Genomic DNA, 26,827 nt, shown 5'->3' on the forward strand with positions numbered 1-26,827 from the left:
TCAATGTCCTGTAACGGTCAGGCCAGGAAAGCTGATCAGCGACAGTACCTGTTCGGCGATCATCTTCTGGCCTGTGATGGTGAAATGAATGCCGTCGTCGACCCGCACCTTGACCCGCTTGCCCTGCGCGGTCTGCACCGTGTACGAGAAGCTGGCGTCGGCGTAGCCGAGGATCGGGTTGGCCGACACGTAGTGTTGGCCGTACAGTGCGGTCTGTTCCTGGTAGAGCCCGCTGAGGTAGCCCATGGCGGTGGACAGCCGCGCCTTCTCCATGTTCGGCGGCCCGACCCAGATAACCTGCACGTTATGCGTGCGGGCCTGTTCGAGGATCGAGTCGATCCGGGCGCGATAGGCCACCTCCCATTCCGGCGACTTGAAGCGCAGGAACGGCTTGCCCTTGCCCTGGGGCATGTCCCAGGGGTCGTTGGGGCCTAGGAACACTACCATCAGCCGCACGTTCGGTTCGTGGTCGAGGGTCTCGGCCACGGTCTTCGGCCAGTTGAAAAAGCCCGGGTAGGCAAGGCCGGTACTCTGCTTGCTGAGGTTGACGGTGCGGATCTGATAGCGCTTACGCAAGCTGTTGGCCAGGTGCGGGGCAACGCCCTGCATCAGCGAATCGCCGACCAGGAACACTTCGTCACCGGCGGCCAGGGAGGCCACGGTACCCGGTTGCAGCAATGCCGGCGCCGGGGCTGGTGCTGGAGTTGCTGCTGGCATTGGCGCTGGTGTCGGCACTGCCGCGACGGGCTGGGCGACAGCCACGGGCGCGGGCACGTGAACAGGCGCCGGCGTGTGCGCCGCACCATGGGGCAGCGGCTTGGCCAGTGCCGCCGGGGTCTGCAGGTCGACCGTGACCACCGGTATCGGCGCGGGCAGCACCTCGGGCAGCGGCGCTTCGGCCACCTGTGGCGCTGGCTGCAGGCGCTCGAGCAGGTCGTCGCGACGCGCCTCGAGCAGCGCCGTCAGTTGCGCCCCCGTGCGCCAGGCCGGCATCTGCCCCAGCAGCGGAATTTCGCAGCTCTGGTGGTACTTCTGCTGGCAGTAGAGCTTGATCGAATCCTGGTTCAGCCAGAACAGCAGCGCGGTGGTGACCACGATCGCGTACAAGCCACGGACGGCGCCCATCTGCACCTGGAACAGCTGTTTGCTATCAGAAGCTTGCATAGATGAACCCCGGCACGCCCGACTGCGAAGCGAAAATCACCAGCGACACGCCGACCCCGAGCGGGATCGGGTACAGCTGCCACGGCAGGCGCTGGAAAGCCGCGCCGCTCTGGCGCAGCAGCGCCAGCCATTGTGGATAACTGGCCACGAACAGCACACAGGCCAGCAGCATCAGGCCCGTGGCACTGTTCAGCCCCGCCAGGCTCAGTTGGGCGATGTCGCCGAGCATCTCCAGCGCGCCTTCCAGCGTCGGGCTGCGGAAGAAGATCCAGGCGAAGGCCACGTAGTGGAAGGTCATCAACCGCGCCAGCAAGCCCGATCCCGGCAGGCGGGCGAACCCCGGGCACCTCTGGCTGAACAGCTTGGAGATAGCCAGGCCCACACCGTGCAGCGCGCCCCAGATGATGAAGTTCACGCTCGCCCCGTGCCACAGCCCGGACACCAGCATCGCCAGCAGCATGTTGAGGTTGCCGCGCCACACGCCCTGGCGGTTGCCGCCCAGGGGGATATAGACGTAGTCGCGGATGAAGCGCGACAGGCTGATATGCCAGCGCCCCCAGAATTCCTTGAGGTTGTGCGCGGCATATGGCGCGTCGAAGTTATCCGGCAGGCGGAACCCCAGCAACAGGGCGATGCCGGTGACCAGGTTGGTGTAGCCGCTGAAGTTGAAGTAGATCAGCAGGCTGTAGCCGTACACGCTCAGCAGCACCTGCTCGGGGGTGGCGCTGCCCGGCGTGTCGAACACCGGGTCCACCCACTCGCTGCCCAGCCAGGCACTGAGGAAGAACAGCTTGACCACCGCCATCGCGATCAGCCCCAGCGCCCGCTGCGGCTCCAGCACCTGGCGCATGGCCGCCGGGCGGATCTGCGGCAGCATGTGCAGGGCGCGGTTGACCGGCCCGGCCACCAGGCTGGGGAAGAACGCCAGGTACAAGGCCAGGTCCAGCGGCGCCGACGGCGCCAGCTCGCGCCGGTTGATCGACACCAGGTAGCTGACCGAATGGAAGGTGTAGAACGACAGCCCGATCGGCACCAGCACTTCCAGCAACGGCAGCGCCACGTCGAACCCGGCGGTGGCCAGCGCGGCCTGCGCGCCTTCGACGAAGAACGCCTGGTACTTGAACAGGTAGAAGCAGCCCAGCACCAGCGTCAACAGCAGCACGCGGCTGAACCAGCGCCCGGGGTAGCGCCCCGCCAGCAGGCCGAGCAGGTACACCAGCACGCTGTAGCCCAGCAGGATGTAAAGCGACTGCAGGCTGAAGCTGGCCACCAGGCCATAGCTGGCCGTCAGCAGCAGCAGGTTCTGCAACCGGACACTCCAGCACAGGCTCCAGTAAAGCAGGAAGAACAGCGTGAAACAGAGGCCGAATTCGATCGAGAGGAAGCTCACAACGTAGTCCATTACATGACGTCGGGGAGGGAAGCCGCTGGCCCGCGGGCCAGAGCGCGCGGATTATGGCAGAGGGCCGCCACCCCCACAATTCGATTGCTTCGCAGATTGCAAGATGGCGCACATCGAACAAGTGCAACAAAATGCGACGATCGATAGCCCTGCGCAATTTGCTCCCCCTGCCCCGCTCTGCTAGTGTCGCGCCGTTCTGGACACCACCGAGACTGTCGCCATGGCCCGCAAAAAAGCCTCCATCGATTTCGAACAATCCCTCGCCGACCTGCAAGCCCTGGTCGAGCGCCTGGAGAACGGCGAACTGTCGCTGGAAGAGTCGCTGGCCGCCTTCGAGCAAGGCATCGCCCTGACCCGCGATTGCCAGGGCGCCCTGGCCCAGGCCGAGCAGAAGGTGCAGATCCTGCTGGAGCGTGACGGCGAGCTGGCCGCGCAGCCGTTCGACGCGGAGCCCGAGGCATGATCGCCCAGTACCAGGCGAGCGCCCAGGCCCGGGTCGACGCGGCCCTGGAACCCTTGTTCCAAGCCCCCTCCAAGGAGCTCGAGCGTCTCTACGCGGCGATGCGCTACAGCGTGATGAACGGCGGCAAGCGCGTGCGCCCGCTGCTGGCCTACGCCGCCTGCGAGGCCTTCGGCGTGCCGGCGGAGCAGGCCAACGGCGCCGCCTGCGCAGTGGAGCTGATCCACGCCTACTCGCTGGTGCACGATGACCTGCCGGCCATGGACGACGACGACCTGCGCCGCGGCCAGCCGACCACCCACAAGGCCTTCGACGAAGCCTGCGCGATCCTCGCCGGCGACGGCTTGCAAAGCCTGGCTTTCAGTGCCTTGCTCGATCCGCGCCTGAGCCCGCAGCCGGACGCCATCCGCCTGCAGATGGTCCAAGCTCTGGCCAATGCCGCCGGCCCCGCCGGCATGGTCGGCGGGCAAGCCATCGACCTCGGCTCGGTGGGCCTGAAGCTCGACCAGAAAGCCTTGGAGTACATGCACCGGCACAAGACCGGCGCGCTGATCGAAGCCAGCGTGCGCCTCGGCGCCCTGGCCAGCGCCCGCGCCGAACAGGTCCAGCTCGATGCACTGCAGACTTATGCACAGGCCATCGGCCTGGCGTTCCAGGTGCAGGACGATATCCTCGACGTGGAGAGCGACACCGCCACCCTGGGCAAACGCCAGGGCGCCGATATCGCCCGCGACAAGCCGACCTACCCGGCGCTGCTCGGGCTGGAGGCGGCCAAAGCCTATGCCCTGGAGCTGCGCGACCAGGCGCTGGCCGCGCTGGCAGGCTTTGGCGACAACGCCGAGCCGCTGCGGGCGTTGGCCCGCTACATCGTCGAACGCCGCCATTAGGGCACCCGTGGGAGCGGGCTTGCCCCGCGATGCGATGTCAGGTCAACCGCCGTCATCGCGGGGCAAGCCCGCTCCCACGAGCCCACAGATCACTACTGATACCCCCGTCTGAATGGGCAGCTTTTCCTACAATGGGGTAAACTGCCGCGTCTTCACACCTATAACGACTCGCCTGATGCCCACGACGTTTCAAGAGATCCCCCGCGAACGCCCGGTCACGCCGTTGCTCGACCGCGCCGACACGCCCGCCGGCCTGCGCCGGCTGGCCGAAGCCGACCTGGAGACCCTGGCCGACGAGCTGCGCCAGGACTTGCTCTATACCGTCGGGCAGACCGGTGGGCATTTTGGTGCGGGCCTGGGCGTCATCGAGCTGACGATCGCCCTGCACTACGTCTTCGACACCCCGGATGACCGGCTGGTGTGGGACGTCGGCCACCAGGCCTACCCGCACAAGATCCTCACCGGCCGCCGCGAGCGCATGCTCAGCCTGCGCCAGAAAGACGGCATCGCCGCCTTCCCGCGCCGCAGCGAGAGCGAGTACGACACCTTCGGCGTCGGCCACTCCAGCACCTCGATCAGCGCCGCGCTGGGCATGGCCATCGCCGCCCGCCTGCAGAATGACCCGCGCAAGTCGATCGCGGTGATCGGCGACGGCGCGCTGACCGCCGGCATGGCCTTCGAGGCGCTGAACCACGCCCAGGAAGTCAACGCCGACATGCTGGTGATCCTCAACGACAACGACATGTCGATTTCGCGCAATGTCGGCGGCCTGTCCAACTACCTGGCCAAGATCCTCTCCAGCCGCACCTATGCGAGCATGCGCGAAGGCAGCAAGAAAGTGCTGTCGCGCCTGCCCGGTGCCTGGGAAATCGCCCGCCGCACCGAGGAGTATGCCAAGGGCATGCTGGTGCCGGGCACGCTGTTCGAGGAACTGGGCTGGAACTACATCGGCCCGATCGACGGCCACGACCTGCCGACCCTGATCGCCACCCTGCGCAACATGCGCGACCTCAAGGGCCCGCAGTTCCTCCACGTGGTGACCAAGAAGGGCAAGGGCTTCGCCCCGGCCGAGGTCGATCCGATCGGCTACCACGCCATCACCAAGCTGGAGCCGGCCGACAAGCCGGTCGCGCCGAAGAAGGCCAGCGGCCCGAAATACGCCTCGGTGTTCGGCCAGTGGCTGTGCGACATGGCCGCCGCCGACAATCGCCTGGTGGGCATCACCCCGGCGATGAAGGAAGGCTCGGATCTGATCGACTTCAGCGAACGCTACCCGGAGCGCTACTTCGACGTCGCCATCGCCGAGCAGCACGCAGTCACCCTGGCCGCGGGCATGGCCTGCGAGGGTGCCAAGCCGGTGGTGGCGATCTACTCGACCTTCCTGCAACGCGCCTATGACCAGCTGATCCACGACGTGGCGGTGCAGGACCTCGATGTGCTGTTCGCCATCGACCGCGCCGGCCTGGTCGGCGAGGACGGCCCGACCCACGCCGGTGCCTACGACCTGTCCTACCTGCGCTGCATCCCCGGCATGCTGGTGATGACCCCGAGCGACGAGAACGAGCTGCGCAAGATGCTCAGCACCGGCCACCACTACAAAGGCCCGGCCGCCGTGCGCTACCCACGCGGCACCGGCCCCAACGCGCCGATCAGCGGCGACCTGGAGCCGCTGGAAATCGGCAAGGGCGTGGTCCGCCGCCAGGGTGGCAAGGTCGCCCTGCTGGTGTTCGGCGTACAGCTGGCCGAAGCCCTGCAGGTGGCCGAGCAGATCGATGCCACCGTGGTCGACATGCGTTTCGTCAAGCCACTGGACGAGGCGCTGCTACTGGAAATGGCCGCCAACCATGAGTTGCTGGTGACCCTCGAAGAAAATGCCATCATGGGTGGCGCCGGCGCAGCGGTCGGCGAGTTCCTCGCCCGCGAAGCGGTGGTCAAGCCGCTGCTGCACCTGGGGCTGCCGGATATCTATGTCGAGCATGCCAAGCCTGCGCAGATGCTGGCCGAGTGCGGGCTGGATGTGGCAGGGATCGAAGCCTCCGTCAAAGCCCGAATGGCCAAGCTCGGCCTGTAAGGCCATATCGCGGGTCAAGTCGCATCGGCGGTGCGCCGATGCGACTTGCCCCGCGATCGCAATGGAACTGCCCCATGAAGATCCGCGCCCTCCCCCTGCTCTGCCTCCCCGCCGCCGCCCTGGCTGCCGAACCCTCCCGTGATGACGCCCTCAAGCTCCCCGACGTGCTGATCAGCGCCAGTCGCCAGGTCGAGTCGCGCACCACCACCAGCGCCGCCAACACGGTATTCACCCGTGCCGACATCGACCGCCTGCAACCCAGCAGCGTCACCGATCTGCTCGCCCGCGTGCCCGGCGTGCAGGTCGCGCCCACCGGCGGTCGCGGCAGCCTGCCGGGCATCTTCGTGCGCGGCACCAAAGCCGCCCAGACCCTGGTGCTGGTTGATGGCGTACGCATCGCCAACGCCACCTCCGGCGACAGCGGCCTGCAGTTTCTCGGCATCGACCAGATCGAACGCGTGGAAGTGCTGCGCGGATCGCGCTCGGCGGTATACGGCAGCGACGCCATCGGTGGGGTGATCCAGATTTTCACCCGGCGTGGCGAGGGCCAGGGCCTGCAACCGCGCCTGCGCCTGGCGGCGGGCAGCAACCAGACCTGGCAGCGCAGCCTGGGCCTGTCCGGTGGCGATGGCGCGACCCGCTTCAACCTCGGCGCCAGCCTGGACGAGACGGCCGGCATCGATTCGACCGGGCCGTCGTATGCCAGCGATGGTGACCATGATGTTTATCGCAACCGCTCGCTGAACCTGAGCCTGAGCCACAGCTTCAACGAGCGCTTCGAAGCGGGCCTGAACCTGCTCGACAGCCGTGGGCGCAGTGAATACGACAATCCTTATGGGCGGCTGGATGAAACCACCTATCTGAGTTATCCACAGCAGCCCTATACCGATTTCAGCGTCAGCAGCCTCGGCACCTGGTTCGACGCCCAGCTAAGCGACACCTGGCACTCCAGGTTGGAACTTGGTCATAGCGAAAACCGTGACGACAAGCGTGACAAGCTGAGCGACGAGCGTTTCATCTACAACACCTACCGTGACCAGGTCACTTGGCAGAACGATTTCACACTCGACGAGCGCAACCAGCTGATGCTCGGTGGCGACTGGTACCAGGACCGCTTCCACGGTACGGCGAACTTCAGCGAGGACAGCCGCTGGAACCGCGCAGCCTTCGCCCAATACCGCTTTGCCGGGGACAGCTTCTCGAGCGAACTGGGTGTACGCCAGGACCGTAACCAGCAATTCGGCGACCAGACCACCTGGAATGCCAGCCTCACTGTCCCGCTGAACCCTCGCAACGACGTGCTGCTCTCCTACAGCGAAGGCTTCCGCGCCCCGACCTTCAACGATCTCTACGATGTGAAGTACGGCAACCCAGACCTGCGCCCCGAGCACTCGAAAAGCTACGAACTGCAATGGCGCAGCCAGCTGGCCAGTGACACACGGCTGGAAGCCTCGTTGTATCGCACCGACCTGCGCGACGCGATCAACTACGACCCCGATCGCAGGCGACCCGGCAATGTCGACAACGCGCGAATCAATGGCATGGAGCTGTCGCTACAGCAGGAATGGGCCGGCTGGACCTCTCAGTTGGGCCTGAGCCTGGTCGACCCGCGTGACCGGGAAAGCGGGCATACCCTGCAACGCCGCGCTCGTCGCACGTTGAGCCTGGATGTGGACCGACAATTTGCTCGCTACAGCGTGGGGGCCAGCTGGCAGGCCGTCAGTGGCAGCTACGACGATCCGTCCAACAATCGGCGCATGGGGGGCTATGGGTTGCTCGGCCTACGTGGCGGCATGGCCCTGACAGACGAGGTGAGGGTGGAGCTGAAACTGGACAACCTGCTGGACAAGCAATACAGCCGCGCCCTCTACAGCTACGAAGGCAGTTGGCACGGTTACCGCGAAGAAGGCCGCACCTGGCTGCTGAGCCTTACCTGGACACCGGCGCTCTAGCGTCGAGCAACGCACACAGCCGAGCAGTGGCCTCGATCATCTGCCCGCTGGGCCGCTCCAGGCCTTTGTCCGGCACCACCAGCAAGCGCTCGCCCTTCACGGCGCTCAGCCGCGGCCAGTTGCGCCAACTGGCCAGTTGCGCCTCATCGCCCGCCAGGATCACCTCGGGGTCGCGCAGCAGCACCGACTCCACGCTGACCTGCGGGGCGGGCTGGGCCAGATCGTCGAACACATTGCGCGCCCCGCACACGCGCAAGGCGTCGCTGACCACCTGGTGGCCACCCAAGGTATATAGCGGCTTGTCCCAGACCTGGTAGAACACCCGTAACGGCGCCTCACGCCGATAGCGGTCACGCAGCCCCTGCAGCCGCTCACGCAGGCTGGCGGCATAGGCGTGGCCCTGCGCGTCACGGCCAATACGTTGGGCGATGGCTTCGATCTGGTCGATCAACTGGTCAAGATCGCCGGGTTCGCCGCTGAACGTGGCGATGCCCAGGCGCCTGAGCTGGTCGCGCTGGGCCGGCGACACGCTGCCCGGCCACAGCAGCAAGAGGTCGGGCTCGAGACTGAGCAGACGCTCCATGTCGAGCTGGCCATGGCGGCCGACGGAAGGCAAACGGGCCAGCGCCGGCGGACGCTCGCCGCCATCGAGCACGCCGACCAGCAACTCGCCGGCTTGCAGCTCCAGAACGATCTCGGTCATCGATGGCGCCAGGCTGACCACCCGCGGCGCAGCCTCGGCCAAGGCGCCGAGGCACAACAGCGAAACACCGGCGAGCAGCGTCCGCATCAACCGAGCTGGCGTGGGATGCGATAGAGGTACAGCAGCACCACGGTGGACAGGGCGAGGAGAATTTGCGGCACTGCTTCCAACCCGACCAGCACCGACAGCGCCGCAACCCAGGCCGGGAAGCAGGCGAACAGCATGGCCAGGCGGCGCACCCGCGCCAACTCGATCCAGGCGGCCGGCTCTTCGGCGCTGCCCAGCGCCTTGTCGGTGGCGATCAACGCCCGCTTGTACGCGCTGAAGCGCGGCAGGCTGAGGAACATGCTGGCGGCACCGGCGATGAACAGCGGCATGGCCAACACCGGGATCAGCGCCTCGCCGCCACCGAAGGCCCAGGCCATCACCGGCAGCGGCAGCAAGCCCACGGCCAGGTACTGCCACCAGGCCAGCGCCAGCCGCCGCTTCACCTCTGTGCGCGTCACGCCTGGGGCACCTCGCCCTGATGCTTGTTGCCCATCATGTGGCCGAGCTTGTCGGCCTTGGTGGCCAGGTACAGGCGGTTGTGCGGGTTGTGGCCAGTGTGCAGCGGCACGCGCTCGGCGACCTTGATGCTCATGTCAGTCAGGGCCTTGACCTTGCGCGGGTTGTTGGTCATCAGGCGCAGCGATTTCACGCCCAGGTGCTCGAGCATCGGCAGGCACATGGCGTAGTCACGCTGGTCGGCGGCGAAGCCCAGGCGCTCGTTGGCCTCGACAGTATCGGCACCGCCATCCTGCAGCTCGTAGGCGCGGATCTTGTTCAGCAGGCCGATGCCACGACCTTCCTGGCGCAGGTACAGCAGCACGCCACGGCCTTCACGGGCGATGGCCTGCAATGCGGCCTCCAGCTGCGAGCCGCAGTCGCAACGCTGGCTGAACAGCGCATCGCCAGTCAGGCATTCGGAGTGCAGACGCCCCAGCACCGGCTCGCCGTCGGCGATATCACCCAGGCTGAGCACCACGTGCTCGCGGCCAGTGGCTTCGTCGAGGAAGCCATGCATGGTGAAGGTCGCAAAGGGAGTCGGGAGTTTCGAGGCGGCAACAAAGACGACGGGCACGTTGTGCTCCTGGGCAGTAGGATTTTTCAGATCGGCCGATTGTATCAGCAGCCCGGCGCAGGTGCGCAGGAGGAATATCGTGGCTTAAGATCGAAAAGTTAGATGCATATGGTGTTGCGGGCGCCGGTGTTCACTCGTGGGAGCGGGCTTGCCCCGCGATGACATCGAGGCCAGATCGCGGGGCAAGCCCGCTCCCACGCCCCTCTACTCAGTGAGACTGACTGTCACTGGTAAACGGATATGGCTGCTTCCAGCGCTCGAAGATCGGCTTCAGCTCGCCACTGCGCACCAGTTGCTCCATGCGCCGGTCGAACAGGTCGCGCAGGGCTTGGCCCTGTTCACTGTGGGTGAAGGCCAGGTACAACGGCAGCTCGGCGACATGGGTGCGGCGAAAGCGCGAGGCATCGGGCGCCTGGCCAAGCACATAGTCGACCTCGGCGAGCGCATCGATGTAGAAGTCGACCCGGTCATGCTCGAGCATCGGCAGGATGCCCTCACGACGCTGGATCTCGCGGAAGTTGTGGACCTTGGGCAGATAGCTGGCGTAGTCGTAGCCGCGCACCCAGGCCAGCCGGTACTGGCCAATGGTCTCGAGCGTTGGCACCGGCTTGTCGACCAGGCCCAGGGCATAGATATGGTCCTGGTCGAAGTACCACTGCGGATACAGGTTGTCGGCGTTCTCTTCCTTGTAGGAGCCGACCCAGGCATCCGCCTCGCCGCGCTTGACCAGCCCGACGGCGCGGCTGTAGGGCGCGCTCTTGACCACGACCTTGACCCCGGCCGGCTCGAACACCTTGCGCAACACGTCCCAGGCCAGCCCGGTGCCGTCGGCATTGGTGTAGTCGACCCACGCCTCGCTGACCAGACGCACCTGCGCCGGCGCCTCCTGGGCCATCGCACCCGGCCCCGCGACCAACAGCATCGATGCCAGCACCACAGCCTTCAGGCCCATCGCAACGCTCCCTGTCTCAGGCCACCGCCCACACCAGAACCTGCATGCCCAGCCAGGCGAACACGCCGGCCAGGATATCGTCGAGCATGATCCCGAACCCACCATGCACATGGCGGTCGACCCAACGGATCGGCCACGGCTTGAGGATGTCGAAAAAGCGGAACATCAGGAACCCCGCCAGCAGCCATTGCCAACCTTCCGGCACCAGCCACAGGGTGATCCACATGCCGACGATCTCGTCCCAGACAATGCCCTCGTGGTCGTGCACGCGCAAGTCGTTGGCCACCTTGCCGCACAGCCACACGCCGAACAGCATGCTGATGCCCAGCAACAGCCAGTAGCCCCAGTCGGGCAGCATCTGCCACAGCGGGATGAACGGCAGCGCCACCAGCGAACCCCAGGTCCCCGGCGCCTTGGGCAGGGTGCCAGAGCCGAAGCCGAAGGCGATGAAGTGCCACGGGTTGCGCCAGACCGAAGGCGGAACGAACTCCGCAGGCACCTGGTTGGGGTGGTCGGTCACGGTGTCTCCCTGAAATGTTGATAGCCCCGTTGCACGGGAGTGATGTCCTGGCCTTGCGGGTCACGCAAGGTCACGCCCTGGCCTTGCAATACACGACCGATGACGTGCACCTCACGGGCCAGGGCGGTCAGTGCGCTTTCCGGCATGGTGAGCGCCAGCACGTAGTCGTCACCACCAGTGAGCGCTGCATGCAAGGCCGCTTCACGACCGAGCAAAGCCTGTAAAGGAGCAGACACGGGGACCTGCGCCAGGTTCACCTCAAGCGCAACGCCAGACGCCCTGGCGATATGCCCGCAGTCGGCCAGCAGGCCGTCGGAAATATCCAGCGCCGCCGTGGCCAGGCCGCGCAGGCGCTCGCCCAGTTGCAGTTGCGGCAAGGGCGACCAGTAATGCTCGAGCAATGGCCCAGCCACATCGGCAGGCGCCTCGCGTTCGCCCAGAACCAACGGCAAGGCGCCTGCCGCATTGCCCAGGAAACCACCGACACACAGCAGGTCGCCCGGCTGCGCGCCGCTGCGACGCAGCGCCTGGCCGGTCGGCACCCGGCCGAACACGGTCACGGTGATGCTCAACGGGCCGCGGGTGGTGTCGCCACCGATCAGGCTGATACCGCAGCGCGCGGCCATGCGCCCGAGGCCGTCGGCAAAACCGGCAAGCCATTGCGCGCCGACCTGGGGCAAGGTGAGGGCAAGGGTGAAGCCGATGGCCGTGGCGCCCATGGCCGCCAGGTCGCTGACCGCCACGGCCAGCGAGCGCTGGCCGAGCAGCAACGGGTCGCAGACTGCGGGAAAATGCACACCGGCCACGAGCGTGTCGGTGGAGATCGCCAGCTGCTCGCCGGCAGGCAGGTCCAGCAGGGCGCAGTCGTCGCCGATCCCCAGGGCCACGCCCTCGCCGCCCTGCGCACAAGGCGCGGCGGCGAAGTAGTGACGGATCAGCTCGAACTCACCCATGGCTGGTCAGCGCCGCAATCAGCGCTTGTTCGCCTTGACTTCCGCCTCACGCAGACGCGGAGCCAGCTTGTCGAGCACGCCGTTGACGAACTTGTGACCGTCGGTGGCGCCGAAGACTTTCGCCAGTTCCACACCTTCGTTGATGACCACGCGGTACGGTACGTCGGCGCGCATCATGAACTCCCAGGTGGACAGGCGCAGCACGGCCAGTTCGACCGGGTCGAGCTCTTCCAGCGGCGTATCCAGGCAAGGCTTGAGCGCCTCGTCGATCTCGGCCTTCTTCGCCGGAACCCCGTGCAGGATCTCGCGGAAGTAGGCGCCGTCGACATCGGTGAAATCGTTGTCGACCCGGAACTGCGCTTCCACTTCGTTCAGCGAATGCTTGGCCATGTGCCACTGGTAGAGCGCTTGCGTGGCGAGCTTGCGGGCTTCGCGACGCTTGGCGCTCTTCGAGGGCTTGCCGGCATCCGCGGGTTTTGGATCGCGCGGGTTGAAACGATCGCTTTCGTCGCTAATCACTTGGCCTCCAACTGCGCCAGCAGGCTGACCATTTCCAGAGCGGACAGGGCAGCTTCGGCACCTTTGTTGCCGGCCTTGGTGCCGGAACGCTCGATGGCCTGCTCGATGGAGTCGACGGTCAGTACGCCGAAGGCCACCGGAACACCGAACTCCATGGACACCTGGGCCAGGCCCTTGGTGCACTCGCCCGCCACGTATTCGAAGTGCGGGGTACCGCCACGGATCACCGCGCCCAGGGCGATGATCGCGTCATAAGCGCCCTGCTGGGCGACTTTCTGTGCCACCAGCGGGATTTCGAACGCGCCCGGGGCACGGATGATGGTGATGTCGCTTTCGCTGACGCCGTGGCGTACCAGGGCATCGACTGCACCGCTTACCAGGCTTTCGACGACGAAGCTGTTGAAGCGGCCAACCACCAAAGCATAGCGACCTTTGGGGGCGATGAAGGTACCTTCGATGGTCTTCAGGGTCATTCCGGAGTTCTCATCTTCAAGAGCGAGGCCGCGCTGTGGCGGCCTCGGGAGGGTTTTGACTCGAGCTTAAGGGCGATCAGGCCGCCTCAAGTCACTCGGAGGGCACGTATTCTACAACTTCCAGATCGAATCCGGATATCGCATTGAACTTCATCGGCGAACTCATCAGGCGCATCTTGCGCACACCGAGGTCGCGCAGGATCTGCGAACCGGCACCGACGGTGCTGTAGGTGGTGGGTGCCTTGGGCTGCGCATCGCCCGCGCTTTCGCGGATGTGCGCCAGCAGCACGTCGCCGTCCAGCGGATGGCCCAACAGCAGGACCACGCCGCTGCCGGCCTCGGCCACCGCGGCCATGGCCGCGCGCAGGCTCCAGCGCCCCGGCTGCTTGACCAGCAGCAGGTCGCGCAGCGGGTCCATGTTGTGCACCCGCACCAGCGTCGGCTCTTCGGCGCAGATCTTGCCCAGGGTCAGGGCCATGTGCACATCGCCTTCCACCGCGTCACGGTAGGTGACCAGGTTGAATTCGCCCAGCTCGCTCTCGATCGGCTGCTCGGAAACGCGCTGCACGGTGCGCTCGTGGATCATGCGGTAGTGGATCAGGTCGGCGATGGTGCCGATCTTCAAGCCATGTTCGGCGGCGAACACCTCCAGCTCGGCGCGGCGCGACATGGTGCCATCGTCGTTCATCACCTCGCAGATCACCCCGCTTGGCTCGAAACCGGCCATGCGCGCCAGGTCACAGGCAGCCTCGGTATGGCCGGCGCGGGCCAGGGTGCCGCCGGGCTGGGCCATCAGCGGGAAGATATGCCCAGGGCTGACGATGTCCTCGGCCTTGGCGTCCTTGGCCGCGGCGGCCTGCACGGTACGCGCGCGGTCGGCGGCGGAGATGCCGGTGGTGACGCCTTCGGCGGCCTCGATCGACACGGTGAACTTGGTGCCGAAGCCCGAACCGTTGCGCGGCGCCATCAGCGGCAGCTTCAGGGTTTCGCAGCGCTCGCGGGTCATCGGCATGCAGATCAGGCCACGGGCGTGCTTGGCCATGAAATTGATGTGCTCGGGCAGGCAGCACTCGGCCGCCATGATGATGTCGCCTTCGTTCTCGCGGTCTTCGTCATCCATGAGGATGACCATTTTGCCCTGGCGGATGTCTTCGACCAGTTCTTCGATGCTGTTGAGCGCCACGCGGCACCCCCTTCTCAATCAGGATTTCAAGAAGCCGTTGGCGGCCAGGAAGCTTTCGGTGATGCCACTGCCTTTGCTCGGCTCTGCGGCCTTGTCGCCCAGCAGCAGACGCTCCAGGTAACGGGCCAGCAGGTCGACCTCAAGGTTCACCCGACGCCCTGCGCGGTAGTCGGCCATGATGGTTTCGGACAGGGTGTGCGGGACGATGGTCAGCTCGAACTCGGCGCCATCGACTTCGTTGACCGTCAGGCTGGTGCCGTCGACGGTGATCGAGCCCTTGTGGGCGATGTACTTGGCCAGCTCCTTGGGTGCGCGCACGCGGAACTGGATGGCGCGGGCGCTATCGGCGCGCGAGACGATCTCGCCGACACCGTCGACATGGCCGCTGACCAGGTGGCCGCCCAGGCGGGTGGTCGGGGTCAGGGCCTTTTCCAGGTTGACCCGGCTGCCGCTCTTGAGGTCGACCATGGCGGTACGCTTGAGGGTCTCGGCGCTGACGTCAGCCCAGAAGCCGTCGCCGGGCAGCTCGACGGCGGTCAGGCACACGCCGTTGACCGCGATGCTGTCGCCGAGCTTGACGTCGCCCAGGTCGAGCTTGCCGGTCTCTACGTAGACGCGCACGTCACCGCCCTTGGGGGTGAGGCTGCGGATGGTGCCGATGGATTCGATGATGCCGGTGAACATGCTGTTCTCCTCAGGTACGGGCTGCGCGAAGCAAGCCAGGCATTATACGCCGGGGGCCGGCAGGGGGATGGCAGTGACTCGCCAGTCATCGCCGACCGCGCGCATGTCGGTGATCTTCAGCCGCGGCGCCTCGCTCATTTTCGACAAGGGCCAGTCCAGCAGCGGACGGGCGTCGGAGCCGAGGAAGGTGCCGGCAACGAACAACTGGTACTCGTCGACCAGGCCCTGGCGGGCGAAGGCGCCGACCAGGCCGGCGCCGGCTTCCAGGAGGATTTCATTGACCCCGCGCTCGGCCAGGGTGTGCAACAGTGCCGCCAGGTCTACGCGACCATCGCTGCCGGGCAAATTGATCAATTCATGGCCGGCGGCCACGTAGCGCGGATCTTCGCCGGCGGCGGTCACCACCAGCGCCGGGCCGGCCTGGAAGAACGGCGCGTCCAGTGGCAGGCGCAGGCGCCCGTCGATCAGCACGCGCAGCGGCGGGCGCGACACGGCCAGGGCGGTGAGCGCCTCATCCAGGCCAAGTTCTTCGCCACGCACGGTCATGCGGGCGTTGTCGAACAGCACGCTCTCGGCGCTGGTCAGCACCACGCTGGACCGGGCGCGCAGGCGCTGCACCGCGGCACGGGCAGCGTGGCCGGTGATCCACTGGCTCTCGCCACTGGCCATGGCCGTGCGACCGTCCAGGCTCATGGCCAGCTTCGCGCGCACGAATGGCAGGCCGTGTTCCATACGCTTGAGGAAGCCTGGGTTGAGGGCGCGGGCCTCGGCTTCGAGCACCCCGCTGGCGACCTCGATGCCGGCCTCGCGCAGACGGCGCAGGCCATTGCCGGCCACTTGCGGGTTGGGGTCCTGCATGGCAGCCACAACCCGCGCCACCCCGGCGTTGACCAGGGCTTCGGCGCACGGCGGCGTGCGCCCATGATGACTGCAGGGCTCGAGGGTGACGTAGGCACAGGCGCCTCGGGCGCGCTCGCCGGCCTGGCGCAGGGCATGGACCTCGGCGTGCGGCTCGCCGGCACGCACATGCCAGCCCTCGCCGACCACCTCGCCATCGCGCACGATCACGCAGCCCACGCGGGGGTTGGGGTGGGTGCTGTACAGGCCCTTGCGGGCCAGTTCCACGGCCCAGGCCATGTAGTGGGCGTCGAGAATGGCTTGGCTGGACATACTTACTCTTTGGCTGGCTCGCGGGCCAAACGGTCGATTTCTTCGCGGAATTCGTCAAGGTCCTGGAAACGTCGGTAGACCGAGGCGAAACGAATGTAGGCCACTTCGTCGAGCTTGCGCAGCTCGGCCATCACCATCTCACCGACCACCAGCGATTTCACTTCGCGCTCGCCGGTGGCACGCAGGCGGCTCTTGATGTGCGCCAGCGCCGCTTCCAGGCGCTCGACGCTGACCGGGCGCTTTTCCAGCGCGCGCTGCATGCCGGCACGCAGCTTGTCTTCATCGAAGGGCTGGCGCGTGCCGTCCTGCTTGATCAGCCGCGGCAGCACCAGTTCGGCGGTTTCGAAGGTGGTGAAACGTTCGCCGCAGGCGACGCACTCGCGACGGCGACGCACCTGCTCGCCCTCGGCGACCAGGCGCGAGTCGATGACCTTGGTGTCGTTGGCGCCGCAAAACGGACAGTGCATGGTGGCAGGCAACAAAAAAAGGGAGGGCCATGGTAGCGCATTGCACTGGCAAGACAAGCCAAAGGGGTTACCATCCATGCAAATCTGCCCGTGAAGGACGACCCCATGTACCCTCGAGCGCTCGTCGTGCTGTGTTGCGCCGCCCTGCTCGCCGCCTGCGGCAGCGACCGCCCCAAGCCAGAACAGGCCCCCGCACCGGTGCCGGCCAAGGTGGCGAAGAAGACCGAACCCCTGGGCCCGCTGCCGGCCTACCAGCGCGAGCTGAGCGGCACCCTGATGGAAATCCCGGCAGGTGCCGATGTGGAACTGGCCCTGCTGGTGATCGACGAGCGCGGCCGCCCGCAGCAACTGCTGGCCAGCAGCACCCTGAGCGGCACCGGCCAGGCCCTGCCCTACCGCCTGCGCTTCAACCCCGAAGCCTTCCCGGCCGGCGCCCGCGTCGAACTGCGCGGCCGCGCCAGCCGCTCCGGCCAGTTGATCCTGCACCTGCCTCCGGTGCCCATCGCCCAGGCCCAGACCCAGGCCACCGGCCCGCTGCGTTTCGAAAAGGCACCATAGATGGCCCCGCTGGCCCTGCAACAGGCCTTGAGCGGCCTGATCGGCGAAGCACGCCTGATCGTCAGTGAACTGCCCGAATGCGACCTGAAACTCTGGTTGATCGACGACCAGAACATGGACCGCGCATTCAGCAGCGAGGAAACCCGGCGCATTCTCGAAGAGCCGCCCTACTGGAGCTTCTGCTGGGCCAGCGGCCTGGCCATGGCGCGCTACCTGGCCGAGCAGCCGCACTGGGTGCGTGGCAAGCGCGTGCTGGACTTCGGTGCCGGCTCCGGCATCGCCGGGATCGCCGCCGCCCGGGCCGGCGCGCTGGAAGTGGTGGCCTGCGACCTCGACCCGCTGGCCCTGGACGCCTGCCGCGCCAACGCCGCACTGAACGGCGTGACGCTGGGCTACAGCAGCGATTTCTTCGCCGAGGCCGACCGCTTCGACCTGATCCTGGTCGCCGATGTGCTCTACGACCGCGCCAACCTGCCGTTGCTGGACGCATTCCTCGGCCGTGGCCGCCAGGCGCTGGTGGCCGATTCGCGGGTGCGTGACTTCAGCCATCCGCTGTACCGCCCACTCGGCGTGCTGGAGGCGCTGACCCTGCCGGATCTGGCCGAGCCACACGAATTCCGCCGGGTCAGCCTGTACCACGCCAGCCGCGAGCCCTTATAGTGGGGGCATTCACGGATTTGCGAGAGTTGCGATGAGCCAAGCGCCAGTTAACCAAAGCCTGCCCTATATCTTCGATGCCACCGATGCCAACTTCCAGCAACTGGTCATCGAGAACTCCTTCCACAAGCCGGTGCTGGTCGACTTCTGGGCCGAATGGTGCGCGCCATGCAAGGCGCTGATGCCGCTGCTGGCGAAGATCGCCGAGGGCTACCAGGGCGAGCTGCTGCTGGCCAAGATCAACTGCGACGTCGAGCAACAGATCGTCGCCCAGTTCGGCATCCGCAGCCTGCCGACCGTGGTGCTGTTCAAGGATGGCCAACCGGTCGACGGCTTTGCCGGCGCGCAGCCCGAGTCGGCCATCCGCGCCATGCTCGAACCCCATGTACAGATGCCCGCGCCGCCTGTCGCAGCGCCGCTGGAGCAGGCCAAGGCGCTGTTCGCCGAGAGTCGTTTCAGCGAGGCCGAGTCCCTGCTGCAGGTGCTGCTGGGTGAAGACAACAGCAATGCCGAGGCGCTGATCCTCTACGCCCGCTGCCTGGCCGAGCGCGGCGAGCTGGGCGAGGCCCAGGTGGTGCTCGACGCGGTCAAGACCGACGAGCACAAGGCCGCACTGGCCGGCGCCAAGGCCCAGCTGACCTTCCTGCGCCAGGCCGCCAGCCTGCCGGAAGCCGCGGAGCTGAAGAGCCGCCTGGCGCAGAATTCGCAGGATGACGAAGCCGCCTACCAGCTGTGCATCCAGCAGTTGGCACGCCAGCAGTACGAGGCCGCGATGGATGGTCTGCTGAAGCTGTTCCAGCGCAACCGCGCCTACGACAACGGCCTGCCGCAGAAGGCGCTGCTGCAGGTGTTCGAGCTGCTGGGCAATGAGCATCCGCTGGTCAGTGTGTACCGCCGCAAGCTGTCCTCTGCATTGTTCTGAGGCTGTTGGGGCTGCTATGCGGCCCCCTCATCCCACCCAGCGGTACACCGGCGCATCCACGCCACTCTCCACCTTCACCTCACTGCTATGGCGCAACCGCACCAGCAGCCGCTTGCCTGCCGCCACGCTTCCGGTCAAACCTTCCAGACGCTCCAGCAGCTCCGGCCCGCCCATCTGCCCCGCCTGACGCAGCACTTCACGCGCCGCCGCCCACTGTCCGTCATCCTGTCGGGGTGCGGGGCTGGCGCTGACCGGCACAGCTTCCACCGACGCCTGGACTTCCATCCTACGCCCCAGCTGCGCCCATTCATGCGGTTCCAGCTCGACAGTCAGGTCCACCGGCCACTCGCCGATCTGTCCACGAATTCTCACGATTATTTCCTTGTTTCCAGGCTCGATTGCGCCATGCTCCCACGAACATGAAACCTGTGCCAGGCAGGCTGGCGGGGCAAATGCAAATTGTTATAACATCACAAATTCATCCCAAGCCGCCTGTGGAGCCGTCCATGCGTCGTCTGTTGCTCGCCCTGCCCTTCGCCCTGCTTCCCCTGGCCGTGGCCCATGCCCACGACGATCACGACCATGACCACGACCACGCCCATGGCACCCTCGGCGCCCATGAGCACGGCGTGGCCAAGCTCAACGCGGTACTCGACGGCAACGTCCTCGAGCTGGCGCTGGACAGCCCGGCGATGAACCTGGTCGGCTTCGAACACGCCGCCAGCAGCGACGCCGACAAGGCCAAGGTCGCCGCCGCCCGCCAGCAGCTCGAACAACCCCTGAAGTTGTTCGCCATCGCCCAGGCCGCCGGTTGCAAGGAGGAGGCCCAGGAGCTGGAAAGCCCGCTGTTCGGTGATGCCCCCGAGGCTGGCGGCGACGCGCACCAGCACGCCGACATCGATGCCCGTTACCAGCTGACCTGCGCCACCCCGGGCAAACTCACCCAGATCGATCTCGGCCCGCTGTTCAAGACCTTCCCGCAAACCCAGAAGATCAACGTGCAACTGATCGGCCCGAATGGCCAGAAAGGCGTGGAAGCCACCCCCGCCAAGGCCGTGGTCGCGTTCTGAATGAGCCAGCCGCTGATCGACCTGCATGACCTGGTGTTCGCCTGGCCTGGCCAGGCGCCGCTGCTGGAGATCCCGGCGTTTCGCCTGGAACCCGGCGAGGCGTTGTTCCTCAAGGGCCCCAGCGGCAGTGGCAAGACCACCCTGCTCGGCCTGCTGGGAGGGGTCAACCGCCCCGGCCAGGGCAGCATCCGCCTGCTCGGCCAGGACTTGGCGAGCTTGGGCCAGGGCGCGCGCGACCGCTTCCGGGTCGATCACACCGGCTACATCTTCCAGCAGTTCAATCTGTTGCCGTTCCTGTCGGTGCGCGAAAACGTCGAGCTGCCCTGCCGCTTCTCGAAAAGCCGTGCCGCACGCGCCGCCCAGCGCCACGGCAGCATCGACCAGGCCGCTGCCCAGTTGCTCGCCCACCTGGGCCTGGACGACCCGGCCCTGCTCGGCCGCCGCGCCGACAGCCTGTCGATCGGGCAGCAGCAGCGGGTCGCCGCGGCCAGGGCGCTGATCGGCCAGCCCGAACTGGTGATCGCCGACGAGCCGACCTCGGCCCTGGACGCCGACACCCGCGAGGCGTTCATCCGCCTGTTGTTCGACGAATGCCGCGACGCCGGCGCCAGCCTGCTGTTCGTCAGCCATGACCAGAGCCTGGCGCCGCTGTTCGACCGCCACCTGTCCCTGGCCGAGCTCAATCGCGCCGCCAAGCCCCGGGAGGCCTGATGTACCTGCTTCGCCTTGCCCTGGCCAGCCTGGCCAACCGCCGTTTCACCGCCCTGCTCACCGCGTTCGCCATCGCCCTGTCGGTGTGCTTGCTGCTGGCCGTCGAGCGGGTACGCACCGAAGCCCGCGCCAGTTTCGCCAGCACCATCAGCGGCACCGACCTGATCGTCGGCGCCCGCTCGGGGTCGGTGAATCTGCTGCTGTACTCGGTGTTCCGCATCGGCAATGCCACCAACAACATCCGCTGGGACAGCTACGAGCATTACGCCAAGGATCCACGGGTGAAGTGGGCGATCCCGATTTCCCTGGGCGACTCGCACCGTGGCTACCGGGTGATGGGCACCAGCGCCGACTACTTCAGCCATTACCAGTTCGGTCGCCGCCAGCACCTGGCACTCGACCAGGGCCGGGCGTTCGCCGACGATCCGTTCGAAGTGGTGCTGGGTGCCGAAGTCGCCGAGGCGCTGCACTACACACTGGGTGACAAGCTGGTGCTGGCGCACGGCGTGGCCGCCATCAGTCTGGTCAAGCATGACGACAAGCCATTCACCGTGGTCGGCGTGCTCGAGCGCACCGGCACCCCGGTGGACCGCACCCTGCACATCAGCCTGGCCGGCATGGAAGCGATTCACATCGACTGGCACAACGGCGTCCCGGCCCGTGGCGCCGGGCGCATCAGTGCCGAGCAGGCCCGCGCCATGGACCTGCAACCCACCGCCATCACCGCCTTCATGCTCGGGCTCAACAGCAAGATCGCCACTTTCAGCCTGCAGCGCGAGATCAACGAGTACCGTGCCGAGCCTTTGCTGGCGATCCTGCCCGGCGTGGCCCTGCAGGAGCTGTGGAGCCTGATGGGCACGGCGGAGCAGGCATTGTTCGTGGTGTCGCTGTTCGTCGTGCTCACCGGCCTGATCGGCATGCTCACCGCGATTCTCACCAGCCTCAACGAACGCCGCCGGGAAATGGCCATCCTGCGCTCGGTGGGGGCCCGTCCCTGGCACATCGCCGGGCTGTTGGTGCTCGAGGCACTGGCCCTGGCATTGTCGGGCATCGCCGCCGGGCTTGGCTTGCTGTATGCCGGCATTGCCCTGGCGCAGGGCTATGTGCAGGCCAACTACGGGCTGTACCTGCCACTGGCCTGGCCAAGCGCCCATGAGTGGACGCTGCTGGCTATCATCCTTGGCGCGGCGTTGCTGATGGGCAGCGTGCCGGCCTGGCGTGCCTACCGGCAGTCGCTGGCCGATGGCCTGTCGATTCATCTTTGAGAACCTTCATGAGCGCGACATCCATGGACAACAGGCAGGCTTCCACTGCTTGGCATTACCTGTTACTGGCAGTGGTGTTGCTGGCATCCACGGTGTGCGCCGCCGAACCTCGTGAGCTGGACTGGCCCGCGCTGATCCCCGAGGGCGCGCCGATCATCCCGCCGCAACTGACGCCCCTGCACGATCTGTCGCAGATCAGCGACGCGCTGGCTGCCGAGGCCGCCCCCGCCGCCCGCCAGCAGGCGCCCAACGCGCCGGTGGTAAAGGCGCTGGACGGCCAGCCGGTGAAGATCCCCGGCTACATCGTGCCACTGGAAGTCAGTGAAGAAGGCCGCACCACCGAGTTTCTCCTGGTGCCCTACTACGGCGCCTGCATCCACGTGCCACCGCCGCCCTCGAACCAGATCGTGCACATCTTCAGCGAGATGGGCGTGCGCATCGAAGACCTCTACCAGCCCTACTGGATCGAAGGCACGATGCAGGTCAAGGCGTCCAGCAGCGAGCTGGCGGATGCGGGCTACCAGATGGAAGCCGAGAAAATCTACGCTTATGAGCTGAAGTGAGCACTGTGCACGCCCGTTTGAAGAGGCTTCGTTGAGCTGGGTCAAACTTTCTGTTTAGTCAGCTTCGTACCATTGGACTACTCGATTACTCACGTCCTCTGGGAGCTTCCATGAACAAGTCCTTGCTCAGTGCCTCGCTCGTCGCGTTGGCGCTCGCAGCCCCTGTTGCCCACGCCCACCAGGCGGGGGATTTCATCCTCCGCGCCGGCGCCATCACCACGGCGCCGAATGAAAGCAGCGGTGACATCAAGCTCGATGGCGCCAAGGTCTCGGGCACCAAGGCGACCCTGGACAGCGACACCCAGCTGGGCCTGGCCTTCGCCTACATGCTCACCGACCACATCGGCCTCGAGCTGCTGGCCGCCACGCCATTCCAGCACACCGTCGGTGTCAAGGGCCTCGGCCCGGGCCTGGACGGCAAGCTGGCCGACATCAAGCAGCTGCCACCGACCCTGTCGCTGCAGTACTACCCGATGGCACCGTCCTCAAAGTTCCAGCCCTACGCTGGCGTGGGCATCAACTACACGATGTTCTTCGACGAAGACCTGACCAGCAACCGCAAGGCGCAGGGCTTCAGCAACATGAAGCTGAAGGACTCGGTGGGTATCGCCGGCCAGCTGGGCATGGACTACATGCTCACCGACAACCTGCTGGTCAACGCCGCGGTCTGGTACGTCGACATCGACACCAAGGCCAGCATCGATGGCCCGAGCGCCCTGGGCGTCGGCAAGACCAAGGTCGACGTGGACGTCGATCCATGGGTCTACATGGTAGGCATCGGCTACAAATTCTGATCCGCAGGCAAGCCCGTTCCTTCTGGAGCGGGCTTGCCCCGCGCCGTCTCGCCCCACCACAGGTACCCCCAGTAGCCCCAGGCAACCGCGCTTATTCCCGCCCCCAACCCGCAAACCGCCATCCAGCCCCACTGCCCATACACCCAGGTCGCCACGACCGCACCCACCCCACTACCGACCGAATAGCAGCACATGTAGGCACCGATCAGCCGGCTGGCCATCTCGCCGCGCCCCGCCAGCAACAGGCTCTGGTTGGTCACATGCACGGCCTGCACGGCCAGGTCCAGCATCAGCACCCCGATCACCAGCGCCAGCAATGACTGCTCCAGGTAGGCACTGGGCAGCCATGACAGCGTCAACAGCCCGAGCGCCCATCCGCTCACCCGCCGGCCCTGCCCCTGATCCGCCAGGCGCCCGGCACGCGATGCCGCCAGCGCGCCAGCCACACCGGCCAGGCCGAACAACCCGACCTGGGTATGATCGAGCGCCAACGGCGAGGCGCTCAAGGGCAACACCATCGCGCTCCACAGCACGCTGAACGCCGCAAAGACCAGCACCGCAAACACACCGCGCTGACGTAGCAGACGGTCATGCCGGTACAAGCGCAGCACAGAGACCAGCAGTGCCCGATAGCGCTGCTTCGGCCCCTGCGGCCTGACAGCAGGCAAGCGCCAGGCCAGCAACAACGCCATGGCCAACGCCAACCCCGCCGCCACGACGTACACCCCGTGCCAGCCCAGCAGGTCAGCCAGTGCGCCCGAGACCAACCGCGCTGACAGGATGCCCAACACCACGCCACTGGTGACAGCCCCCACCGCCTGCCCCTGCTGAGCTGGCGTGGCCAGTGTGGCGGCATGCGCGACCATCACCTGCACCACCACCGCAGCCAGGCCGACCATGGCCATCGCCACCAGCAGCATGGCCCAGTCCACGGCAAACGCCACGGCCAACAGCGCGCCGGCCGATGCCAGCAACTGGCCAACAATCAGCCGGCGGCGATCGACCAGATCGCCCAGCGGCACGATCAGCAACAGACCCAAGGCATAGCCGGCCTGGGTCATGCCCACCACCAGGCCGGCGCGCGCAGCGCTTACGCCAAGGCTCGCGGCCATGGCCTCAAGCAGCGGCTGGGCGAGGTACACCGTGGCCACGGCCAGGGCGCAGGCGGCCGCCAACAACAGCGTCAATCCACGAGTGAGCGATGGCATCAGCGACCTCTTCAAGCCTGGTTTCAATTTAAAACCACATAACTGGCTTTCTAGCAAAAGTAGTTTTATTCTGCAACCAGAACACACCCAAGGAACGCCCCATGCTCGACGAGAACAACCAGCAATGCCCGGTGGCCCGCGCCCTGGAGGTGCTCGGCGAGCGCTGGGCGCTGATGATCCTGCGCGATGCCTTCGATGGCCCGTGCCGCTTCAGCGAATTGCAGAAAAACCTCGGGCTGGCGAAGAACATCCTCGCTTCACGCCTGAAACTGCTGGTGGAGACCGGGCTGCTGGCACAGCAGCCTGCATCCGATGGCAGTGCCTACAAGGAATATGTGCTGACGGAAAAGGGCCGTTCGGTGTTTCCGGTCGTGATCGGCTTGCGCCAATGGGGGGAGCGCTACCTGTTCACGTCAGGAGAGTCAAGCTCGCAGTTGGTCGATGATCGCGGCCAGGGGCTGGAGACGTTGCAGGTGCGGGCCCGGGACGGGCGAGTGCTGGGGCCGGAGGATTGCCGGCGACAACTGATCCGGCATTCGTGACGTCATCGCGGGGCAAGCCCCGCGAGAGGTTCAAGCTTTGCCGAGCAAGCGGGCCAGGCCTTCGACAAACGGCGTTGGCTCGGGAAATGCGAAACGTGCCAGCAAACGCGCGTTGTCCGCCCGTGAATGACGGATGTCCCCCGACCGTGCCTGGCCGTAGCTGATTGCAGGCAAACCGCCAACCACCTGTTCCAGCGCCTTGAGCAACTGGTTCAGCGAGGTCGCCTGGTTCAGGCCGATGTTCACCGCGCCCTCTTCCACCGCCTGCTGCTCGAGCGCCTGCACCATTACCTGGACCAGGTCACCGACAAACAGGAAGTCGCGGGTCTGCTCGCCATCGCCGAACACCGTGATCGGTTTGCCACTGGTGGCGCGCTCGCAGAAGATGCTGATCACCCCCGAATACGGCGAGGAAGGGTCCTGGCGCGGCCCGAAGATATTGAAGAAGCGGAACACCACCGGCTCCAACCCATGCTGGCGGCGGTAGAAGTCCAGGTACTGCTCGCTGGCCAGCTTGTCCACCGCGTAAGGGGTCAGCGGCGCCTTGGGCGTGTCTTCGGCAATCGACTGGCCTTCACCGTTGTTGCCATACACCGCCGCGCTGGAGGCGAAAAGCACGCGGCGGATGCCGTTCAGGCGCATCGCCTCGCACACGTTCAGCGTACCGATGAAGTTGCTCTGGTGGGTCTTCACCGGGTCTTCCACCGAGGCCTGCACCGAGGCCACCGCAGCCAGGTGCACCACCGCCTGGCAGCCTCCGGCGGCACGGGCCACCAGCGCGGCATCGGCGACATCGCCCTCGAGCAGTTCCAGGCGCGGGTGGCCAAGCTGCAGGTTGTCGCGCTTGCCGGTCGACAGATCGTCGAGGATACGCACCGCGTAGCCTTTCTCCAGCAACGCATCGCACAGGTGCGAGCCAATGAAACCGGCACCGCCGGTGATCAGGATGGGGGCGTCAGCCATGTCGGTAGAATCGGTCCAGTAGGGGCGGCAAGCCGGCGCGCCAGGCGCGTGGCTTGATGCCGAAGGTATGAAGGATCTTCTTGCAGGCCAGTACCGCGTGCTGCGGCTCCTCGCTGGCATCCGGGCGGGCGGCGTGGGCCTGGGCGGTAGGCGCCTGCACGGCCAGCTTGCGCCACTGGGTGGCCTCGGTAAGGATCGCCTGCCCCAGCACCAGCGGCGTGGTGGCCTCGTTGCCGGCGTAGTGGTAGGTACCCCACAGTGGCGCCTGGCAGTCGAGCTGCTTGAGCACCGAGAGGATCACCCGCGCCGCATCGTCCACCGGCGTCGGGTTACCGCGTCGGTCATCGGCCAGCAGCAGCTCCTGGGGCTGCTCGGCACGGGTCAGGAAACGCCCGAGCGCGCCATCGAGGCTTTCATCCAGCAGCCAGCCGAAACGCAGCAACACATGCTGCGGGCAGGTGGCGCGCACGCTCTGCTCGATGCGCCAAAGCGCCTGGCCACGCAGACCGAGCGGTACCGGCTCGTCCTTCTCGCTATAGGCCGTGGCGCGCGAGCCATCGAACACCCGGTAGCTGGACGGCTGCACGAGGATCATCTCGTGGTGCTGGCATAGCTCGGCGAGCCGCTCCACCGCCCGCTCCTGCTGAGCCAGGCGTTGCTCGCTGACCGACTCGGCCTGGAACCAGTCGAAGTAGTAGGCCAGGTTGACCACGGTGTGCGGGCGCTGCTCGTCGAGCAGCAGGGTCAGGCTGGCCGGATCCCAGCCGTTTTCCGGAGGGCGAGGCGCCAGGAAAGCGATGTCTTCCTCGGCCCCGAGACGAATCAGCGCTTGCCCGAGGGCATTGCCACCACCCAACAGCATCAGGCGCATACGCATAGAGTCAACAGGTCCGG

31 protein-coding genes are annotated in these 26,827 nt (G+C 66.4%); 13 read left to right on the plus strand and 18 right to left on the minus strand.

Annotation, left to right across the window (positions count from 1 at the left end):
• Together ABZO33_RS17175 and ABZO33_RS17180 are read right to left on the minus strand one after the other, a co-directional pair.
• Positions 1-1,164 (minus strand): DUF459 domain-containing protein, encoded by a 1,164-nt coding sequence (locus ABZO33_RS17175; protein ID WP_414537012.1) that lies wholly within the window; start codon positions 1,162-1,164, stop codon positions 1-3.
• A complete protein-coding gene (locus tag ABZO33_RS17180) occupies positions 1,151-2,566 on the minus strand; it encodes an MBOAT family O-acyltransferase (RefSeq protein ID WP_414537013.1) in 1,416 nt (471 codons plus the stop codon). Before ABZO33_RS17180 ends, ABZO33_RS17175 begins: the two co-directional genes overlap by 14 nt.
• Before the next feature lie 220 nt (positions 2,567-2,786).
• Here ABZO33_RS17180 and ABZO33_RS17185 point away from each other — a divergent pair, with 220 nt between their 5' ends.
• The 4 genes from ABZO33_RS17185 (at position 2,787) to ABZO33_RS17200 (ending at position 7,936) form a co-directional block, all read left to right on the plus strand.
• A complete protein-coding gene (locus ABZO33_RS17185) occupies positions 2,787-3,029 on the plus strand; it encodes an exodeoxyribonuclease VII small subunit (RefSeq protein ID WP_011531978.1) in 243 nt (80 codons plus the stop codon).
• Positions 3,026-3,913 carry a (2E,6E)-farnesyl diphosphate synthase gene (ispA, locus tag ABZO33_RS17190; protein ID WP_414537014.1) on the plus strand — a complete coding sequence of 296 codons (888 nt, stop codon included), beginning with the start codon at positions 3,026-3,028 and terminating at the stop codon, positions 3,911-3,913. Before ABZO33_RS17185 ends, ispA begins: the two co-directional genes overlap by 4 nt.
• A gap of 175 nt (positions 3,914-4,088) precedes the next feature.
• Positions 4,089-5,984: a 1-deoxy-D-xylulose-5-phosphate synthase gene (gene dxs / locus ABZO33_RS17195; RefSeq protein WP_414537015.1), complete on the plus strand. Its 1,896-nt coding sequence runs from the start codon at positions 4,089-4,091 to the stop codon at positions 5,982-5,984.
• Positions 5,985-6,058: 74 nt separating this feature from the next.
• Entirely contained in the window at positions 6,059-7,936 is a 1,878-nt protein-coding gene (locus ABZO33_RS17200; RefSeq protein ID WP_414537016.1) for a TonB-dependent receptor plug domain-containing protein, read from the plus strand.
• Here ABZO33_RS17200 and ABZO33_RS17205 read toward each other — a convergent pair.
• The 12 genes from ABZO33_RS17205 to nrdR all read right to left on the minus strand — a co-directional run bounded on the left by ABZO33_RS17205 (position 7,914) and on the right by nrdR (position 16,680).
• Entirely contained in the window at positions 7,914-8,726 is an 813-nt protein-coding gene (locus ABZO33_RS17205; protein ID WP_414537017.1) for a cobalamin-binding protein, read from the minus strand. The two genes, ABZO33_RS17200 and ABZO33_RS17205, sit on opposite strands and share 23 nt — an antisense overlap.
• Positions 8,726-9,145 carry a hypothetical protein gene (locus ABZO33_RS17210; protein ID WP_023631164.1) on the minus strand — a complete coding sequence of 140 codons (420 nt, stop codon included), beginning with the start codon at positions 9,143-9,145 and terminating at the stop codon, positions 8,726-8,728. Before ABZO33_RS17210 ends, ABZO33_RS17205 begins: the two co-directional genes overlap by 1 nt.
• Positions 9,142-9,759, minus strand: a complete 618-nt coding sequence (gene ribA / locus ABZO33_RS17215; RefSeq protein ID WP_023631163.1) for a GTP cyclohydrolase II — start codon at positions 9,757-9,759, stop codon at positions 9,142-9,144. The genes ABZO33_RS17210 and ribA overlap by 4 nt, the downstream gene beginning before the upstream one ends.
• Positions 9,760-9,967: 208 nt before the next feature.
• Positions 9,968-10,711 (minus strand): substrate-binding periplasmic protein, encoded by a 744-nt coding sequence (locus ABZO33_RS17220; protein ID WP_414537018.1) that lies wholly within the window; start codon positions 10,709-10,711, stop codon positions 9,968-9,970.
• Between the two features lie 16 nt (positions 10,712-10,727).
• Positions 10,728-11,231 carry a phosphatidylglycerophosphatase A gene (locus ABZO33_RS17225; protein ID WP_023632630.1) on the minus strand — a complete coding sequence of 168 codons (504 nt, stop codon included), beginning with the start codon at positions 11,229-11,231 and terminating at the stop codon, positions 10,728-10,730.
• Positions 11,228-12,184, minus strand: coding sequence for a thiamine-phosphate kinase (thiL, locus tag ABZO33_RS17230; protein ID WP_414537019.1), 957 nt, complete (start codon positions 12,182-12,184; stop codon positions 11,228-11,230). Before thiL ends, ABZO33_RS17225 begins: the two co-directional genes overlap by 4 nt.
• Before the next feature lie 18 nt (positions 12,185-12,202).
• A complete protein-coding gene (nusB, locus tag ABZO33_RS17235) occupies positions 12,203-12,703 on the minus strand; it encodes a transcription antitermination factor NusB (RefSeq protein ID WP_414537020.1) in 501 nt (166 codons plus the stop codon).
• Positions 12,700-13,176: a 6,7-dimethyl-8-ribityllumazine synthase gene (gene ribE / locus ABZO33_RS17240; protein ID WP_003255395.1), complete on the minus strand. Its 477-nt coding sequence runs from the start codon at positions 13,174-13,176 to the stop codon at positions 12,700-12,702. The genes nusB and ribE overlap by 4 nt, the downstream gene beginning before the upstream one ends.
• Positions 13,177-13,267: 91 nt before the next feature.
• A complete protein-coding gene (gene ribBA / locus ABZO33_RS17245) occupies positions 13,268-14,359 on the minus strand; it encodes a bifunctional 3,4-dihydroxy-2-butanone-4-phosphate synthase/GTP cyclohydrolase II (protein ID WP_038707258.1) in 1,092 nt (363 codons plus the stop codon).
• An 18-nt stretch (positions 14,360-14,377) separates the two neighbouring features.
• The gene (locus ABZO33_RS17250) at positions 14,378-15,043 is read right to left on the minus strand and encodes a riboflavin synthase (protein ID WP_414537021.1); all 666 of its coding nucleotides are present in this window, start codon (positions 15,041-15,043) and stop codon (positions 14,378-14,380) included.
• A gap of 42 nt (positions 15,044-15,085) precedes the next feature.
• Positions 15,086-16,213 carry a bifunctional diaminohydroxyphosphoribosylaminopyrimidine deaminase/5-amino-6-(5-phosphoribosylamino)uracil reductase RibD gene (gene ribD, locus ABZO33_RS17255; protein WP_414537022.1) on the minus strand — a complete coding sequence of 376 codons (1,128 nt, stop codon included), beginning with the start codon at positions 16,211-16,213 and terminating at the stop codon, positions 15,086-15,088.
• 2 nt (positions 16,214-16,215) lie between these two features.
• A complete protein-coding gene (gene nrdR / locus ABZO33_RS17260) occupies positions 16,216-16,680 on the minus strand; it encodes a transcriptional regulator NrdR (protein ID WP_009685710.1) in 465 nt (154 codons plus the stop codon).
• A 105-nt stretch (positions 16,681-16,785) separates the two neighbouring features.
• On the opposite strand from nrdR, the gene ABZO33_RS17265 reads away from it, so the two are divergent.
• The 3 genes from ABZO33_RS17265 to trxA are packed head-to-tail and all read left to right on the plus strand — an operon-like array spanning position 16,786 to position 18,817.
• Positions 16,786-17,238, plus strand: a complete 453-nt coding sequence (locus ABZO33_RS17265) for a YbaY family lipoprotein (protein WP_038707256.1) — start codon at positions 16,786-16,788, stop codon at positions 17,236-17,238.
• Positions 17,239-17,898, plus strand: coding sequence for a class I SAM-dependent methyltransferase (locus ABZO33_RS17270; protein ID WP_046857321.1), 660 nt, complete (start codon positions 17,239-17,241; stop codon positions 17,896-17,898).
• Positions 17,899-17,929: 31 nt separating this feature from the next.
• A complete protein-coding gene (gene trxA / locus ABZO33_RS17275) occupies positions 17,930-18,817 on the plus strand; it encodes a thioredoxin (RefSeq protein WP_414537023.1) in 888 nt (295 codons plus the stop codon).
• A gap of 27 nt (positions 18,818-18,844) precedes the next feature.
• On the opposite strand, the gene ABZO33_RS17280 is transcribed toward trxA, so the two are convergent.
• Positions 18,845-19,189: a hypothetical protein gene (locus tag ABZO33_RS17280; protein ID WP_414537024.1), complete on the minus strand. Its 345-nt coding sequence runs from the start codon at positions 19,187-19,189 to the stop codon at positions 18,845-18,847.
• A 134-nt stretch (positions 19,190-19,323) separates the two neighbouring features.
• Here ABZO33_RS17280 and ABZO33_RS17285 point away from each other — a divergent pair, with 134 nt between their 5' ends.
• The 5 genes from ABZO33_RS17285 (at position 19,324) to ABZO33_RS17305 (ending at position 23,220) form a co-directional block, all read left to right on the plus strand.
• Entirely contained in the window at positions 19,324-19,887 is a 564-nt protein-coding gene (locus ABZO33_RS17285; RefSeq protein ID WP_414537025.1) for a DUF2796 domain-containing protein, read from the plus strand.
• A complete protein-coding gene (locus tag ABZO33_RS17290; protein ID WP_414537026.1) occupies positions 19,888-20,598 on the plus strand; it encodes an ABC transporter ATP-binding protein in 711 nt (236 codons plus the stop codon).
• Complete coding sequence (locus ABZO33_RS17295) at positions 20,598-21,863, plus strand: ABC transporter permease (RefSeq protein ID WP_414537027.1); 1,266 nt, start codon at positions 20,598-20,600, stop codon at positions 21,861-21,863. The genes ABZO33_RS17290 and ABZO33_RS17295 overlap by 1 nt, the downstream gene beginning before the upstream one ends.
• Positions 21,864-21,871: 8 nt before the next feature.
• A complete protein-coding gene (locus ABZO33_RS17300; RefSeq protein ID WP_414537028.1) occupies positions 21,872-22,426 on the plus strand; it encodes a DUF3299 domain-containing protein in 555 nt (184 codons plus the stop codon).
• Between the two features lie 110 nt (positions 22,427-22,536).
• Positions 22,537-23,220: an OmpW/AlkL family protein gene (locus tag ABZO33_RS17305; RefSeq protein ID WP_414537029.1), complete on the plus strand. Its 684-nt coding sequence runs from the start codon at positions 22,537-22,539 to the stop codon at positions 23,218-23,220.
• Here the strand turns inward: ABZO33_RS17305 and ABZO33_RS17310 are convergent.
• On the minus strand, positions 23,208-24,431 hold the full coding sequence (locus tag ABZO33_RS17310; protein ID WP_414537047.1) for an MFS transporter: 1,224 nt from the start codon (positions 24,429-24,431) through the stop codon (positions 23,208-23,210). The genes ABZO33_RS17305 and ABZO33_RS17310 overlap by 13 nt on opposite strands.
• A 98-nt stretch (positions 24,432-24,529) precedes the next feature.
• Here ABZO33_RS17310 and ABZO33_RS17315 point away from each other — a divergent pair, with 98 nt between their 5' ends.
• Positions 24,530-24,970, plus strand: a complete 441-nt coding sequence (locus ABZO33_RS17315; protein ID WP_414537030.1) for a winged helix-turn-helix transcriptional regulator — start codon at positions 24,530-24,532, stop codon at positions 24,968-24,970.
• Positions 24,971-25,000: 30 nt separating this feature from the next.
• Here ABZO33_RS17315 and ABZO33_RS17320 read toward each other — a convergent pair whose 3' ends face one another.
• Together ABZO33_RS17320 and ABZO33_RS17325 are read right to left on the minus strand one after the other, a co-directional pair.
• The gene (locus ABZO33_RS17320) at positions 25,001-25,933 is read right to left on the minus strand and encodes an NAD-dependent epimerase/dehydratase family protein (protein ID WP_414537031.1); all 933 of its coding nucleotides are present in this window, start codon (positions 25,931-25,933) and stop codon (positions 25,001-25,003) included.
• Complete coding sequence (locus tag ABZO33_RS17325; RefSeq protein ID WP_414537032.1) at positions 25,926-26,810, minus strand: sugar nucleotide-binding protein; 885 nt, start codon at positions 26,808-26,810, stop codon at positions 25,926-25,928. Before ABZO33_RS17325 ends, ABZO33_RS17320 begins: the two co-directional genes overlap by 8 nt.
• Between the last annotated feature and the right edge of the window lie 17 nt (positions 26,811-26,827).

The sequence above is a fragment of the Pseudomonas sp. CAM1A genome, assembly GCF_047501685.1.
Classification (GTDB): domain Bacteria; phylum Pseudomonadota; class Gammaproteobacteria; order Pseudomonadales; family Pseudomonadaceae; genus Aquipseudomonas.